Origin of the sequence: Spirillospora sp. NPDC048824 (assembly GCF_043198455.1) — a bacterium.
Taxonomy (GTDB): Bacteria; Actinomycetota; Actinomycetes; order Streptosporangiales; family Streptosporangiaceae; genus Spirillospora.
This window is the reverse complement of record NZ_JBICUS010000005.1, coordinates 193,597-206,501: the sequence shown is the minus strand read 5'-3', so window position 1 is coordinate 206,501 and position 12,905 is coordinate 193,597. Positions and strand designations below refer to the sequence as shown.

General features: G+C 70.3%; 16 protein-coding genes and 1 riboswitch. Of the genes, 6 read left to right on the top strand and 10 right to left on the bottom strand.

The genetic code is table 11. The features are described 5' to 3' along the window. Nucleotides 1-8 precede the first annotated feature (8 nt). Genes ACGFIS_RS12155 through ACGFIS_RS12145 form a run of 3 tightly spaced genes read right to left on the bottom strand, consistent with a single transcriptional unit; the run spans nt 9 to nt 717 of the window. Nucleotides 9-209: a hypothetical protein gene (locus ACGFIS_RS12155; RefSeq protein WP_392909337.1), complete on the bottom strand. Its 201-nt coding sequence runs from the start codon at nt 207-209 to the stop codon at nt 9-11. Continuing rightward, complete coding sequence (locus ACGFIS_RS12150; RefSeq protein WP_358456030.1) at nt 206-520, bottom strand: hypothetical protein; 315 nt, start codon at nt 518-520, stop codon at nt 206-208. The genes ACGFIS_RS12155 and ACGFIS_RS12150 overlap by 4 nt, the downstream gene beginning before the upstream one ends. Next, a complete protein-coding gene (locus ACGFIS_RS12145; RefSeq protein WP_358456028.1) occupies nt 517-717 on the bottom strand; it encodes a hypothetical protein in 201 nt (66 codons plus the stop codon). Before ACGFIS_RS12145 ends, ACGFIS_RS12150 begins: the two co-directional genes overlap by 4 nt. A 209-nt stretch (nt 718-926) precedes the next feature. Here ACGFIS_RS12145 and ACGFIS_RS12140 point away from each other — a divergent pair, with 209 nt between their 5' ends. The 4 genes from ACGFIS_RS12140 to ACGFIS_RS12125 all read left to right on the top strand — a co-directional run bounded on the left by ACGFIS_RS12140 (nt 927) and on the right by ACGFIS_RS12125 (nt 3,055). Next, entirely contained in the window at nt 927-1,721 is a 795-nt protein-coding gene (locus ACGFIS_RS12140; RefSeq protein ID WP_392909334.1) for a helix-turn-helix domain-containing protein, read from the top strand. After that, a complete protein-coding gene (locus tag ACGFIS_RS12135; RefSeq protein ID WP_392909332.1) occupies nt 1,718-1,921 on the top strand; it encodes a DUF397 domain-containing protein in 204 nt (67 codons plus the stop codon). Before ACGFIS_RS12140 ends, ACGFIS_RS12135 begins: the two co-directional genes overlap by 4 nt. A gap of 2 nt (nt 1,922-1,923) precedes the next feature. Further along, entirely contained in the window at nt 1,924-2,118 is a 195-nt protein-coding gene (locus ACGFIS_RS12130; protein ID WP_392909330.1) for a DUF397 domain-containing protein, read from the top strand. 424 nt (nt 2,119-2,542) lie between these two features. Continuing rightward, nucleotides 2,543-3,055 carry a transcriptional regulator gene (locus ACGFIS_RS12125; RefSeq protein ID WP_392909328.1) on the top strand — a complete coding sequence of 171 codons (513 nt, stop codon included), beginning with the start codon at nt 2,543-2,545 and terminating at the stop codon, nt 3,053-3,055. Nucleotides 3,056-3,095: 40 nt separating this feature from the next. On the opposite strand, the gene ACGFIS_RS12120 is transcribed toward ACGFIS_RS12125, so the two are convergent. Continuing rightward, nucleotides 3,096-3,722 carry a TetR/AcrR family transcriptional regulator gene (locus ACGFIS_RS12120; protein ID WP_358456013.1) on the bottom strand — a complete coding sequence of 209 codons (627 nt, stop codon included), beginning with the start codon at nt 3,720-3,722 and terminating at the stop codon, nt 3,096-3,098. A 112-nt stretch (nt 3,723-3,834) separates the two neighbouring features. On the opposite strand from ACGFIS_RS12120, the gene ACGFIS_RS12115 reads away from it, so the two are divergent. Further along, nucleotides 3,835-4,833 (top strand): NADPH:quinone oxidoreductase family protein, encoded by a 999-nt coding sequence (locus tag ACGFIS_RS12115; RefSeq protein ID WP_358456011.1) that lies wholly within the window; start codon nt 3,835-3,837, stop codon nt 4,831-4,833. A gap of 71 nt (nt 4,834-4,904) precedes the next feature. Here the strand turns inward: ACGFIS_RS12115 and ACGFIS_RS12110 are convergent, their stop codons facing one another. The 6 genes from ACGFIS_RS12110 to ACGFIS_RS12085 form a co-directional block, all read right to left on the bottom strand. After that, a complete protein-coding gene (locus ACGFIS_RS12110) occupies nt 4,905-5,483 on the bottom strand; it encodes a TetR family transcriptional regulator (protein WP_392970577.1) in 579 nt (192 codons plus the stop codon). 14 nt (nt 5,484-5,497) lie between these two features. After that, nucleotides 5,498-7,624, bottom strand: coding sequence for an MMPL family transporter (locus ACGFIS_RS12105; RefSeq protein WP_392909323.1), 2,127 nt, complete (start codon nt 7,622-7,624; stop codon nt 5,498-5,500). Nucleotides 7,625-7,750: 126 nt separating this feature from the next. Further along, complete coding sequence (locus ACGFIS_RS12100) at nt 7,751-8,521, bottom strand: group II truncated hemoglobin (protein ID WP_392909321.1); 771 nt, start codon at nt 8,519-8,521, stop codon at nt 7,751-7,753. 74 nt (nt 8,522-8,595) lie between these two features. Then, nucleotides 8,596-9,225, bottom strand: coding sequence for a copper resistance protein CopC (locus ACGFIS_RS12095; protein WP_392909319.1), 630 nt, complete (start codon nt 9,223-9,225; stop codon nt 8,596-8,598). A 19-nt stretch (nt 9,226-9,244) separates the two neighbouring features. Next, on the bottom strand, nt 9,245-9,388 hold the full coding sequence (locus tag ACGFIS_RS12090; protein WP_392909317.1) for a hypothetical protein: 144 nt from the start codon (nt 9,386-9,388) through the stop codon (nt 9,245-9,247). A 79-nt stretch (nt 9,389-9,467) separates the two neighbouring features. Beyond that, nucleotides 9,468-10,106, bottom strand: coding sequence for a hypothetical protein (locus ACGFIS_RS12085; RefSeq protein ID WP_392909315.1), 639 nt, complete (start codon nt 10,104-10,106; stop codon nt 9,468-9,470). A gap of 106 nt (nt 10,107-10,212) precedes the next feature. Beyond that, nucleotides 10,213-10,432, top strand: a riboswitch (cobalamin riboswitch). Between the two features lie 124 nt (nt 10,433-10,556). Here ACGFIS_RS12085 and ACGFIS_RS12080 point away from each other — a divergent pair. Beyond that, nucleotides 10,557-12,896 carry a ribonucleoside-diphosphate reductase subunit alpha gene (locus ACGFIS_RS12080; RefSeq protein ID WP_392970574.1) on the top strand — a complete coding sequence of 780 codons (2,340 nt, stop codon included), beginning with the start codon at nt 10,557-10,559 and terminating at the stop codon, nt 12,894-12,896. Nucleotides 12,897-12,905 lie beyond the last annotated feature (9 nt).

Sequence of the window (12,905 nt, the reverse complement as noted above, 5' to 3'; positions counted from 1 at the left end):
GCCTGGCGTCAGTGCCCGGACAACTCGAGAAGGCGCCGTCGGAGAACCGGGCCGTCCGACGCCCTGATGAACACGTCGTTGCCCCGGACCGCGATCCAGATCGGACGTTCCGGGTCGGCGATGATGCCGAACCCCGGAAACTCGCGCCTCAACGCGGCGAGGTAGGACGCCGGGTCCAGCCGCCATGCCCCATCGTCGGCGGGCTTCAATCCGGGGCTCCCAGATAGCCCTTGATCACGACCAGGGCGTCGGTGATGCGCTCGCACTCCGCGATGGGCTGCCGCCAGGACGTGAAGAACCAATAGCGGCCTCCGTCCCCGTCGTGTGGAAGGCACGCGACGGTGTCGCCGGACACGCCCCCACCCCCGCAGAGGCCCCGCGCGGTAGAGGTCACGTTGCGGACGACCAGGCCACCGGCCACGTGATGGATCGTGAACCCATGCGCCTTGAGGTGCATCCCGAGGACTTGCAGCCGGACGTAGGACTCCACCGCCGGGGATTCGTGCTCGGGGACGCTCACGGCCGCCTCCTCGTGGACTCGGCGACGGCGACCCGCTCGGACAGCCGGGTCTGCGCATCGCACAGCAACCACAATTCGCCCTCGTCCTTGGCCTGGACTTCGGCCAGGCAGCCGTTCGACATCTGGTATTCGCTCAGCTCGGCGATCCGGTGCGCGACGAACCCGTCGTCCGACGGTTCCCCATACCAATCGGACATGAGGGGCATTCCCCTCACTTTCTCGGAATTAGTTGATACCGGCTTCTTTGCCATGTCGAAGACCTCGTTGTCCGTCGCAGCGTCGAAAAGACTTGCGATCAGACTCACAGGCTAGGTAAAAGGGAGCTAGTGACCGTTTCACACTGCCGGTCAAGCCGAGCCAAGATCACCTCAACCAGCGCCCGCTGGTTAATCCCCCGAAGGCTCCCATGAGCGAGAATCGAGCGCGCATCTTCTTCGGCACCGAACTCCGCCGCAAGCGCGAGGAGGCCGGTCTCACCGGCAAGGAGCTGGCGGACGCACTCGGCTGCACCCCGCAGTGGATAAGCACCATGGAAAGCGGCCGCAAGGTCTCCAAGCAGAGCGCCGAGGACCTCGACACCTACTTCAAGACGGGAGACTACTTCCGCCGCCACTGGAAACTCATCAACGAGGTAGAACTCCAGACTTCGCTGCCCCCGGGTTTTGCTGAGTACGCCGAGCGTGAGAAGAAAGCGTCCTCGGTCCGTGTCTTCTCGGCCCTCCTCGTGAATGGCCTGTTCCAAAACGATCAATACGCTCGGTCTATACTTAGCGACGATATAGCCGCCGATGTCGAGGAACTGGTGGCGCAACGTATGGAACGGCAGGCTCTACTCTTGCGCGACCCTCCTCCCTTCGTGTGCTTCACACTGGACGAGACCGTGCTGCGCCGCATGGTTGGCGGCCCCGAAGTCACGAAGGGGCAGCTGGAGTTCCTGCTTGAACTTGGTGAGCGTCCCAACATCATGGTCAACGTCGTGCCACAGGACGTCGGCTACCACGCCGGACTTGGTGGGAGCTTCACAATCCTCAGTTTCGACGGCTCTGACGTCGCCTATTCGGAGTCGGCGGGAGTTGGAACGCTGATCCAGCAGCACGACAAAGTCGCGGGCTTCGCTCTACGCTGGGAGATGCTCCGAGGTCATGCGCTCCCCGTAGTGGAGTCGCGGGCCATGATCAGGACCGTGTTGGAGAACCTATGAACAACGGGCAGAACGTCAGGTGGCGTAAGAGCAGCCACAGCGACCATCAGGGTGGCGACTGCGTTGAGGTGGCAGACCTGGCCACCACGGTCGGAGTGCGTGATTCTAAGGACCCAGAGGGGTCGAAGTTCACGTTCTCTCCATCCGCCTGGAGCAACTTCACCAGCGAGATCAAGTCCGGCGTGCACGACAAGATGTGATCATGCGAAACGTCCACTGGCGCAAGAGTAGCCGTAGTGCTCATGAGGGCGGTGAGTGCGTCGAAGTGGCGAGCCTCCCGTCCATGGTCGGGGTGCGTGACTCCAAGGATCCGGAGGGGCCGAAGCTGGCGTTCTCTCCGGCCGCCTGGGACGCGTTCACCGGCGGCATCAAGTCCGGTGCGCACGACCTGACCTGACGTCCCCCTGCGAGCCCTGGCCGGATGGTGGCTGGGGCTCAACTTTCCTCTGGGGAAAGTAGCTCGGGAGGTGTCATGAACCCTGATGAGGCTCGCGCTTCGCTCGACGAGATCCGTCGTCTTCAGGACAGAACCCGGAACGAGTACATCCGCCAGGGCACCTCGCGCCCGAGCGTGCTGCTTGTCGCGCTCGGGCTGTTCATCGTGCTTCGCGTCGTTCGATCTACCGGATCCCTGGGACCTTGTCGCCGTGCTGCTCGGGGACGGCCTGATCCTCGGGGTGCTCGCCGTCGGGTACGCCCGCGCGTCCGTCCGTCGAAAGCCCGCCGGCGCCTTACACGATGGCGGGTGCCGCGACGGCCCTCGGGTGCATCGCGTCGACCCGCCCGGTGCGCCGGGCTTACGAGCAGGTCGTCCGGTAGCGATGGACGCGGGCTTCGACGAATTCCTGCATGTTCCGGCGCGGCTGTCGATCGTCGCGCTGCTGGCCCCGGCGGACTGGGCCGAGTTCGCCTTCATCCGCGACAGCGTCGGGACCGGCGACTCTGCGCTCTCCAAGCAGATCACGGCGCTCGCGAACGCCGGCTACGTCACCGTCAGGAAGGGCGGGACGGGGCCGTGCGGCGCACCCATGTCCGGCTCACCCGCAGGGGCGCGAGGCGTTCCGGCGCCACGCGGCGGCCTTGGAACGGATCGTCGCCGCCGCTCGGGTCGTCCCCCAGCCACCGCCCACCGCCTGACGGCCCATCAGGCGATGGGGTCGAGCGCAAGGATGCCGCCCCTTCCGGGAATTCCTCGTTCCGTGACCGGCCCCGCCGCCGCCTGGCGTGCCAGATCAACCTCGCGGGCATATGTCGCGAAGTCGGCCTGGGCATCGGCCGCGTCGGCGAAATCGAAGTCACCGTCGGGTGTTCGTCGCTGCCGTACAGGTCGGTGACGGTCTCGTCCCGGTCGAATCTGCGGCTGCCGGTGGTCATCTAGCTCACTGGGTGTGACGGTGCGGAGGTGAGCGTGTCCCAGGCGGCCATCGCGCAGGTGATGACCTCTTCCAGCTCGGCGCGGTTCGCGCCGTCGCGGGCTTGTACGGATAGGCCTTGCACGACGGTGGTGTAGTAGCGGGCGATGGCGTCGAGGCCGACGGCCGGCGGGGTGAGGTCACCGTCGGTGACGCCGCGGGCGAGCCGGTCTTTGATGGTGCTGAGCATGTCGAACCGAAGGTCGGCTAGGAACTCCCGGATCGCGTGGTTCTCTACGGCGCCGGTGGGCGCGGCCAGGATGAGCATGCAGCCGTGCGGCGTGTCCGGGCGTGTTATCTCATCGGCGGTAGCGCGCAGCATGGCGTGGATCGCGGCGCGTGCGGTCGGCTGTTCGCGCAGCGCGCGCCTGGGCGGCTCGCCTGAGGTTCTGCCGTAGAGCGCCATGACCTTGCGGAACAGATCCTCCTTGCTCCCGAAGCAGGCGTAGATGCTGGCCGAGGCGATTCCCATGGCTTGGGCCAGGTCGTTGAGCGAGGTGCCCTCGTAGCCCCGTTCCCAGAACAGAGCCAGCGCCTTGCGCAGGGCGACGTCGGGGTCGAATGTGCGCGGCCTGCCGCGAGCAGCCATCCAGCGTCCCTCCGGACTTCTTTGTCGTTCGATCAAGTTTACGTTGACCCGCGTTGCAGTGTCATGCCACGCTTTGTTTGTCGTTCGATAAATAAAGAGGGAGCCGATCGTCGTGAGCGTCCCGTCCACCATGTGCGCCTTGCAGCAGACGTCGCTGAACGGCCCACAGGATCTACGCCTGATCACAGACGCGCCGGTACCGAGCCCTGGCCCGGGTGAGGTGCTGATCCGCGTCACCGCCGCCGGCGTCAACTTCGTCGACATCTCACAGGCCCTTGGCACGTTCGCAGACGGACCGCGGCCGCCGTATCTGGCGGGAATCGAGGGCGCCGGTGAGGTCACCGCCGTGGGCGAGGGGGTGACGGACCTGGAGCCCGGCGCCCACGTCATCGGCGTCGGCGTCAAAGGCGGCGCCTTCGCCGAGTACATGGTGCTGCCCGCGGACGCCGCGGTCCCGGTGCCGACGGGCTGGGCCGACGAGCAGGCCCTGGGCCTGGTCGTGAACTGGCCGACCGCACTGGCGGCGCTCAAGCCGCTGGGCGGCGTCACCGCTGGGCAGACCGTGCTGATCCACGCCGCGGCCGGCGGGACCGGCCAGGCCGCGGTGAAGATGGCCAAACACTACGGCGCAACGGTGATCGGCACGGCCTCGCCAGGAAAGCACGAGGTGGTGCGGGCGCTGGGCGCCGACCACGTCATCGACTCCCGCGGCGGCGATATCGCCGCCGAGGTCCTGCGGCTGACCGGCGGCGCGGGCGCCGACCTGGTACTGGAGTCGGTCGGCGGCGCCACCCTGGGCGCCAGCTTGGCCGCGACCAAGCGGGTCACCGGCCGGGTCGTCGTCTACGGCGTGGCCGGCGGCGAAGCCGCGATCACCAACTGGGAACTGGTCTACAAGCACCAGATCCACGTCATCGGCCTGAACATCGGCACCCTGATCCAGGCCGCACCGCAGATATTCGGCGAGGTCATGGGCCAGTTGTCCGGGCTCCTCGCAGCGGGGGTGCTCGGTCCTGGCCGGCCGGCCGTGCATGAGCTGGCCGAGGGGCCGAAAGTACTCGCGGAGCTGGAGGCGCGGGCGACCGTGGGCAAGCTGGCACTGCTGCCCTGAACAGACCGTGACGCCAGGTGTCGGTGCCCTCCTCGGCTTTCCGAGGAGGGCACCGACCACCGTCTGATGGCTCAGTGGTCGGGGTCGAGGGTGGCGAGGGCTTTGTCCAGGGACTGGGGGAGGTCTAGGGACGGGTCTTCGGACCAGCGGAGCATGATGTCGAGCATGATGCCGAAGGCCGCGCCGGTGAGGGTGCGGACGGTGACGTCGTCCGGGCCGCGGTCCGCGCGTTCGGCGAGGATGGCGGTCACGGCGCGCATGGTCTCGAGGTAGTTGCCGAAGGCGGCGCCGCGCAGCGCGGGGACCGACAGGATGAGGACGGTCCGCTCGCGCGCCGTGGCGATGTCCTCGGAGAAGGCGCCGAGTACGTCGCGGATGGCGGCGCGGAGTGCCTGGATCGGCGTCAGCTCCGGTGGCTGGGTGCGCAGCGCCTCATAGAACACCGGGTCGGCCTCGTCGGTGACGACCAGGTCTTCCTTGGTGGGGAAGTAGCGGAAGACGGTCGTGTGCGCGACCTCCGCCGCGTGGGCGACCTGCTCGACGGTCGTCGCGTCGTAGCCGCGCTCGGTGAACAGCCGCAGGGCTTCCCTTTGGATCGCGGCGCGGGTCCTGGCCTTCTTCAGCTCCCGCAGGCCCTGCTTCGACGCCATCGCCCAGCCTTTCGTCACCCCGTCCTGGACGAGGAGCCTACTGGCGCCGGTGGCGTCCGGTCGTGGAGGCGTTCGCCTTCGACGTCCACGTGCGGGAGGACGTCGTCCAGGCGGGAGGGCAGCCACCAGCCGGCGCGGCCGAGCAGCGCCATGACGGCGGGGACGATCGTCATGCGGACGAGGAACGCGTCGAAGAGGACGGCGGCGGCGAGCGCGAAACCGAACGACTGCACCATGGGCGTGTCCGACAGCATGAACCCCGCGAACACGCTGATCATGATGACGGCGGCGGCGGTGACGACACGGGCGCCGTGCCCGAGACCGGCGACGACGGCGTCGGTGGGGGACGCGCCCCGGACGTGTTCTTCGCGCATCCGGGTGACGAGGAAGACCTGGTAGTCCATCGCCAGCCCGAACACCATGCCGATCAGCATGACCGGGAGCAGGTGGACGATGACGCCGGACGAGTGGACGCCCAGAAGACCGTTCAGCCAGCCCCACTGGAACACGGCGACGACCGCGCCGAACGTCGCGGCGACGCTGAGCAGGAAGCCCGCCGTCGCCTTCAGCGGCACCAGAATCGAGCGGAACACGAGCGTCAGCAGGACGAAGGCGAGGCCGACGACGACGGCCAGGTAGGGGACCAGGGCGCCGGCGAGCTTCTCGGAGGTGTCGATGTCGATCGCGGTCTGCCCCGTGACCGCGACCGTGGCTCCGTCGCGGGCGGCGAACCGGTCCCGGATGGTGGTGATGAGGTCTTCGGTGGCCTCGCTGGTCGGCCCGCCGGTGGGAACGACGCCGATCAGGGCCGTGTCGCCGGCCGGGTTGAGCATGGGCGGTTCGACCGCCGCGACGCCGTCCAGGGACGTGACGTCCCGCGCGACGCGTTCGGCGGCGGCCTCGGTGTCTCGCGGGGCCTGCACGACGAGCATGAGGGGGCCGTTGATTCCGGGGCCGAAGCTCTCGGCGAGCAGGTCGTACGCCTGCCGCTGGGTCGTCTCGGGCGGGGCGGTGCCGTCGTCGGGGAGTCCCAGCCGCAGGTCCAGCGCGGGTGCCGCGGCGATGAGCAGCCCGCCGGCGGCGAGGGCGAGCACGGGGAGGGGACGGGACGTGACGAGCCGTCCCCAGCGGCGCCCGGCCGCCGCGGCGGGACGGCGGCGGGCGAGGGCACGGTGGCCCGCGAACCCGAGCAGCGCGGGAAGCAGCGTCAGGGCGACGAGCACCGCGACCGCCACGGTGAACGCGGCCGCCAGGCCGAGCTGGGTCAGGACGGGGATGTTCACGACCGCGAGCCCGGCCAGCGCGATGATGACCGTCAGCCCGGCGAACACGACGGCGGACCCGGCGGTGCCCGCCGCCTGACCGGCGGCGTCGATGGGCTGCCGTCCGTCCAGGACCTCCTGGCGGTAGCGGGAGATGATGAGCAGCGCGTAGTCGATCGCGACGGCGAGGCCGAGCATGAGCGCGAGAGCCAGGGTGTCGGAGCTCAGCTCGATGAACGCGGACGTCACGCTGATCAGCGACAGGGCGATGACGATTCCGGTGGCGGCGGTGAGCAGCGGCAGCCCGGCGGCGATGAGCGACCCCAGCGTGACGAGCAGGACGATCGCGGCGGCCGCGACGCCGAGCAGTTCGCCCGCACCCTCCCCGGGGGGCGCCACGGCGTCGCCGCTCATCTCCACGCGGACGCCGCGGATCGCGGCGGCCTCCCCGAGCGCGTTCCGGTCCGCATCGGTCAGCTCGTACTCGGGGACGCGGTAGCCGACCTCGGCCAGCGCGACCCGGCCGTCCTGGGAGACGACGGGTCCGCTGACGCCGGCGACCTTCGGCGCGTCCTTGATCCGGGCGGCGGCCTGCTCCACGGCGGTCCGGCTCGCGGGCTCGTTCAGCGAGGTCCCCGCGGGGGCGGCGAAGACGACCCGGGCGCGGGCCCCGTCGGTGGCGACCTGCGGAAACCGCTCCTTGAGCAGGTCGTTCGCACGCTGGGACTCGGTGCCGGGCACCGAGAACGTCTCCGGGGCCGGTTCGGACAGGAACGCCCCGCCCAACGCGGTGACCACGAGCAGCCCGGCCCACAGCAGGACGACGAGCCGGCGCCGCCGGAAGCACAACCGGCCCAGCCTGGACAGGTACACCGCCATGACAGTCACTCCCTTTTGCGATTGAATAGGAAGTATTAGTCAACTAGCGTTTCCTGTCAACGTCCTCCCGAGAACGCGAACGTGCCGCCCTCCCACGCTGGGAGGACGGCACGTAAGGGTTGTGGATCAGGGCTGGGACGGGATGTAGGGCGGGGCCACGCCCCAGTCCCAGTGCGGCATCGGGGCTTCCAGGGGCGGCTTCGCGTCCGGCTGGGAGTTGGCGAGGGCGATACGGGTGCCCCACTCGATGTAGGACGTGAACGCGGCGCGGAACTCGGGGTCGTCGGGGAGGCCGACCTCGTCCGCGGCGTCCATGAGAAGGGAGACCCAGCGGCGCCGCTGCGGCTCGGAGATGGCCCTGCGGAGGTGGTGCCGGATCATGTGGTGGTAGCCGCCGCGTTCCGCGCTGTAGCGCTCGGGGCCGCGGAAGACCTCGCCCAGCCAGATCGCGACCCACTTCGGGTGGTCCGGGGCCATGTGCTCGAACAGCGGCCTGAGCAGGTCGTCCTTCAGCACGTTGGTGTAGAACACCTCGGTGAGCCGTTCGAGCGCCTCGCCGCCGCCCGCCCACGCGTACATCGTCGGGACGGACGAGCCGGCGCCGCGCACGGACGTCCGCTCGTAGTGCCGCATCTCCTCGATGGCCTGGACGTACGGCTTGATCTCGGCGAAGAACGCGGGGAAGTGCTCGCCGCCCCGGAAGCCTTTCATGTGGTCGTCGGCGGACGTCCAGCCGATGCGCAGGATGTAGACGGACGGCTCCTCGACGCACCGGGAGAGTTCGTAGTCCACGCACTGGGGCGCGGCGGCGAGGGAGGCGGACGCCCGCGCGTAGGCGGCCTCGAAGTCTTCGATGGACGGCGGGTCGATGCGGTAGCGGATGTACTCGACGATCATTCGGGCCCCCAGGGGATGCAAACCGGTCGGGTAATCACAGTAATCCTGTAATCACCCGACCGGTAGCGAAATGATCAACTCTTGGGCGCCGCTGAACGTCGCAGCCACGCGACCGCGCCGGCGGCCCCCGCGATGACGAGCCCGATCAGCCCGATCCACAGCCAGCCCGACGAGGTGCCCGAATCCTCGGCGGACGTGGCGTTCGCCGGGGAGGACTCGGGGGACCCGGCCGGGGGCTGGGCGCCGGCACCGGGCGAGTCGCCGGCTGCGTCACCCAGCGCCTTGGCGGGCGAGCCCTCCACGGTGAACGTGTAGGCGTCCTGCACAGGATGGCCGTCCGCGGACACGACACGCCAGGCCACCGTGTACTCGCCGTTGGGCAGCGTGCCGCCGAGCCGCTGCGTGACCTTGTTGTCGACCGCGCGCGGCTCCCCGGACTGGACCTGCTTCTCGGACGCGTCCGTCACGATCACCCGCGGCAGCCGCACCGGTTCCGAATACGTCAGGACGATCTGGGACGGCGCCTTGACCGTCGAATCCTCCTCCGGGTCGGCGGACGTCAGCGCGGTGTGCGCGGACGCCGGGGCCGCGGACATCGCCAGTACCAGCCCCGCGGCCGCGGCGCCCGCCGCGGACCGCCTCACGGCGTTCATGACGGGGTGCGTGAAGGTGTGCATCTCGGCATTCCTTTCGAGGTGGGTCATGCCCGGCTCCGGGCGCGGGTCAGGCCGAGTCCGCCGACGCCTTCTCGGCGGTCTTCGGGTTGGCGGTGACGTGCGCGGACGCGGCCGTCGCCAGCCCGAGCACGGATATGGCGGACAGGGAAGCGACCGCGCCCACCCTGCGGGCATGCGGGACGAAGGACATGACGGAACTCCGTTCGAGTCGTACGAGAAGAAGCCGGAAACGCCGCTGAATCGGCGTCCGGTGACGTACGGCGCTCGCCTCAGATGCGGGCGAGCGCCCTCGAACGCGGCGGGGGACCCCGCCGGAGGACCTGGTGCCGCAGCACACGGCCGATGGCCATGACGGCGGCCGACGCCGGTACCACGGGGGTACGGCGCGGAGGCGCCGCGGGTTCAACGGCCGGCAGGGCGACCAGGAGCCGGATCGGGCGGTCCGCCATGGCGGCGACCCGCCGGGCCAGCGACCATGCGGCCCGCTCGCCGCGCCGCAGCCACCACGCCGCCACCAGCGCGGCCACGGTGTGCGCGAGCGTCATCGCCGTCCCGCCCGTGCCGTGCGCGACCGGCAGCATCACGTCCGGACCGGCCGGCGCCGCCCCGCCCATCGCCGCGTGCATCTCCGCCGAGTGCCGCTGGATCGGCTCGGACGCGGCCGTGAACAGGGCGTGCAGAGCGAACTGGCCGCCGAGGAGGCCGCCGAGGATCGTCGCCAGCGAGCGTTCGTGGCCGACCAGCATGAACGTCACGCCCAGCACGGCGCAGAATCCCGCGACCGCCGCCCAGGCCGCAACCGTCCCCGACGCGAGCACGTGCCCCGTGATCGCAAGCGTGACGCACACGGTGGCGAACACCACCGCGCGGGCGGTTCGCAGAGCGGAGTGCGGGGCATGCGGGGACATGGCGCGACCATCCTCCCACCCGGGTCGCCGTCCACGCATCCGCCCCTTGCCACCTTTCAGACCCGCCCAACATCTTGGGGTTGCGCAAAGATCGTCATCTAGATGTAGGGTTCAATCCCGTGCTGGTTCGCCCCCGCCGTTTCGCGGCGGGGGCGACGCGAGAGGGAACCCGGTGCGAGTCCGGGACTGCCCCGCAGCGGTGAGCGGGAACGACCGCCGTCATGAAGCACTGGGCCCACGCGGCCCGGGAAGCGACGGCCAGTAGGACGCCTCGGAAGAGGCGGCGCCCGCGAGTCCGAAGACCTGCCCGCACGGTGTCCGGGACGCGTCCCGGACCGACACGTCCAGGCTTCGCGGGTGGGCCGGGGACGGAGCGCGGCGTGCCCCGGTGGGGACGGCTCGCGTCCCGTTCGCATGCCTCCGCGAGGCGGCTTGCGAGGGGAGAAGCACGTGACACAGGACCTGGCCGCGCCGCCGGCACCGGCGCCGCCCGCCGAGATCACCGCCGAGGCGGAGATCGCCGCCGAGGTCGAGGCGGCCTGCGACGGGGTACCGGGCGCCGACGCGGGACGGGTGCTGGCCGCCGTCCGCGCCTCCGGCGGGATGGACGCGGCGGCGCTGCGGGACCTCGCGATCGGCGAGGCCGGCGCGCTGGTGCCCGCCGAACCCGGCTACTCCCGGGTCGCCGCGCGGCTGCTCGGCACCAGGATCCGGGACGAGGCGGCCGCCGCCGGTGTCCGGACGTTCGCCGAATCCGTCGCCGCCGCGCACCGGGAAGGCCTCCTGGCCGACGCCCCGGCCGCGTTCGCCGCCGCCCACGCGCCGGCGCTCAACGCCCTCATCGACGAGCCGGCCGACGACCGCTTCGAGTACTTCGGGCTCCGCACCCTCTACGACCGGTACCTGCTGCGGCATCCGCGGACACGGCTCGTCCTCGAACGCCCCCAGCACTTCCTCCTGCGCGTGGCGTGCGGCCTCGCCGACACCGTGGACGATGCCGCCGAGCTGTACGGCCTGCTCAGCACGCTGTCGTACCTGCCGAGCTCGCCGACGCTGTTCAACTCCGCCGCCCGGCGCCCCCAGCTGTCGTCCTGCTTCCTGCTCGACTCGCCGCGCGACGAGCTGGAGTCGATCTACGAGCGGTACGGGCAGGTCGCGCGGCTCAGCAAGTACGCGGGCGGCATCGGGATCTCGTGGACGAAGGTCCGGTCGCGGGGCTCGCTGATCCGCGGCACCAACGGGCACTCGAACGGGATCGTCCCGTGGCTGCGCACGCTCGACTCGTCCGTCGCCGCCGTCAACCAGGGCGGACGCCGCAAGGGCGCGGCGTGCGTGTACCTGGAGCCGTGGCACGCCGACGTCGAGGAGTTCCTGGAGCTGCGCGACAACACCGGCGAGGACGCGCGCCGCACCCACAACCTCAACCTCGCCAACTGGATCCCGGACGAGTTCATGCGCCGCGTCGAGGACGACGCGACATGGTCGCTGTTCGACCCGAAGGAGGTCCCCGAGCTGGCCGACCTGTGGGGCGACGCGTTCGACGCGGCGTACCGGACGGCCGAGAAGGAGGGCCGGTACGTCCGGCAGATCCCGGCCCGCAAGCTGTACGGGCGGATGATGCGGACCCTCGCCGAGACGGGCAACGGATGGATGACGTTCAAGGACGCCGCCAACCGCGCCTGCAACCAGACCGCCGAACCGGGGGAGACCGTCCACCTCTCCAACCTGTGCACGGAGATCCTGGAGGTGACGAGCGACGGTGAGGCGGCCGTGTGCAACCTCGGGTCGGTGAACCTGGCCGCGCACGTCGGCGCGTCCGGCATGGACTGGGCGCGGCTCCGCGCGACCGTCCGCACCGCCGTCCGGTTCCTGGACCGCACCATCGACCGCGGCTTCTACCCGACGCCCGAGGCGGAGGCGGCGAACGGCAAGTGGCGGCCGATCGGCCTGGGCGTGATGGGCCTGGCCGACGTCTTCTTCACGCTCCGCCTGCCGTTCGACTCGCCGGAGGCCCGCGAGCTGTCGACGCGCATCTCCGAGGAGATCGCGCTGGCGGCCTACGACGCGTCCGCCGACCTGGCCGCCGCGCACGGACCGCTGCCCGCCTACGACCGGACGCGCACGGCCCGCGGCCGGCTCCACCTCGACCATTTCCCGGACGCGGCGCCGACCCGTCCCGCCGAATGGGAGCGGCTGCGGGCGCGCGTCGCCGAGGTCGGGCTCCGCAACTCGCTGCTGATCGCGATCGCGCCGACCGCCACGATCGCGTCGATCGCGGGCTGCTACGAGTGCATTGAGCCGCAGGTGTCCAACCTGTTCAAGCGCGAGACGCTGTCCGGGGAGTTCCTGCAGATCAACGGCTACCTGGTGGACGACCTGAAGTCGCTCGGCCTCTGGACGCCGCCGGTCCGCGAGGCGATCAAGAGGGCGAACGGCTCCGTCCAGGGCATCGCCGGCCTTCCCGACGAGATGCGGACCCTCTACCGGACGGCCTGGGAACTGCCGCAGAAGGCGCTGATCGACCTCGCCGCCGCTCGCACCCCGTACATCGACCAGTCCCACTCGCTGAACCTGTTCATGGAGACGCCGACCATCGGCAAGCTCTCCTCGATGTACGCCTACGCGTGGCGGCGCGGCCTCAAGACGACCTACTACCTGCGCTCCCGCCCGGCCACCCGGATCGCGCAGACGACCGTCGCCCAGACCGCGGGCACGCAGACCACTGGCACGCAGACCGCTGGGGCCGCGTGCTCCCTGGAGAACCCCGAGACCTGCGAGGCGTGCCAGTGAGCGCGCGAA

Excerpts from the sequence above, each read along its gene's own strand:
- ACGFIS_RS12125 (WP_392909328.1), top strand. The coding sequence starts at position 2,543 with ATGGACGCGGGCTTCGACGAATTCCTGCATGTTCCGGCGCGGCTGTCG.
- ACGFIS_RS12135 (WP_392909332.1), top strand. The coding sequence starts at position 1,718 with ATGAACAACGGGCAGAACGTCAGGTGGCGTAAGAGCAGCCACAGCGAC.
- ACGFIS_RS12140 (WP_392909334.1), top strand. The coding sequence starts at position 927 with ATGAGCGAGAATCGAGCGCGCATCTTCTTCGGCACCGAACTCCGCCGC.
- ACGFIS_RS12110 (WP_392970577.1), bottom strand. The coding sequence starts at position 5,483 with ATGGCGTCGAAGCAGGGCCTGCGGGAGCTGAAGAAGGCCAGGACCCGC.
- ACGFIS_RS12120 (WP_358456013.1), bottom strand. The coding sequence starts at position 3,722 with ATGGCTGCTCGCGGCAGGCCGCGCACATTCGACCCCGACGTCGCCCTG.
- ACGFIS_RS12095 (WP_392909319.1), bottom strand. The coding sequence starts at position 9,225 with ATGACCCACCTCGAAAGGAATGCCGAGATGCACACCTTCACGCACCCC.
- ACGFIS_RS12130 (WP_392909330.1), top strand. The coding sequence starts at position 1,924 with ATGCGAAACGTCCACTGGCGCAAGAGTAGCCGTAGTGCTCATGAGGGC.
- ACGFIS_RS12090 (WP_392909317.1), bottom strand. The coding sequence starts at position 9,388 with ATGTCCTTCGTCCCGCATGCCCGCAGGGTGGGCGCGGTCGCTTCCCTG.
- ACGFIS_RS12100 (WP_392909321.1), bottom strand. The coding sequence starts at position 8,521 with ATGATCGTCGAGTACATCCGCTACCGCATCGACCCGCCGTCCATCGAA.
- ACGFIS_RS12105 (WP_392909323.1), bottom strand. The coding sequence starts at position 7,624 with ATGGCGGTGTACCTGTCCAGGCTGGGCCGGTTGTGCTTCCGGCGGCGC.
- ACGFIS_RS12085 (WP_392909315.1), bottom strand. The coding sequence starts at position 10,106 with ATGTCCCCGCATGCCCCGCACTCCGCTCTGCGAACCGCCCGCGCGGTG.
- ACGFIS_RS12145 (WP_358456028.1), bottom strand. The coding sequence starts at position 717 with ATGTCCGATTGGTATGGGGAACCGTCGGACGACGGGTTCGTCGCGCAC.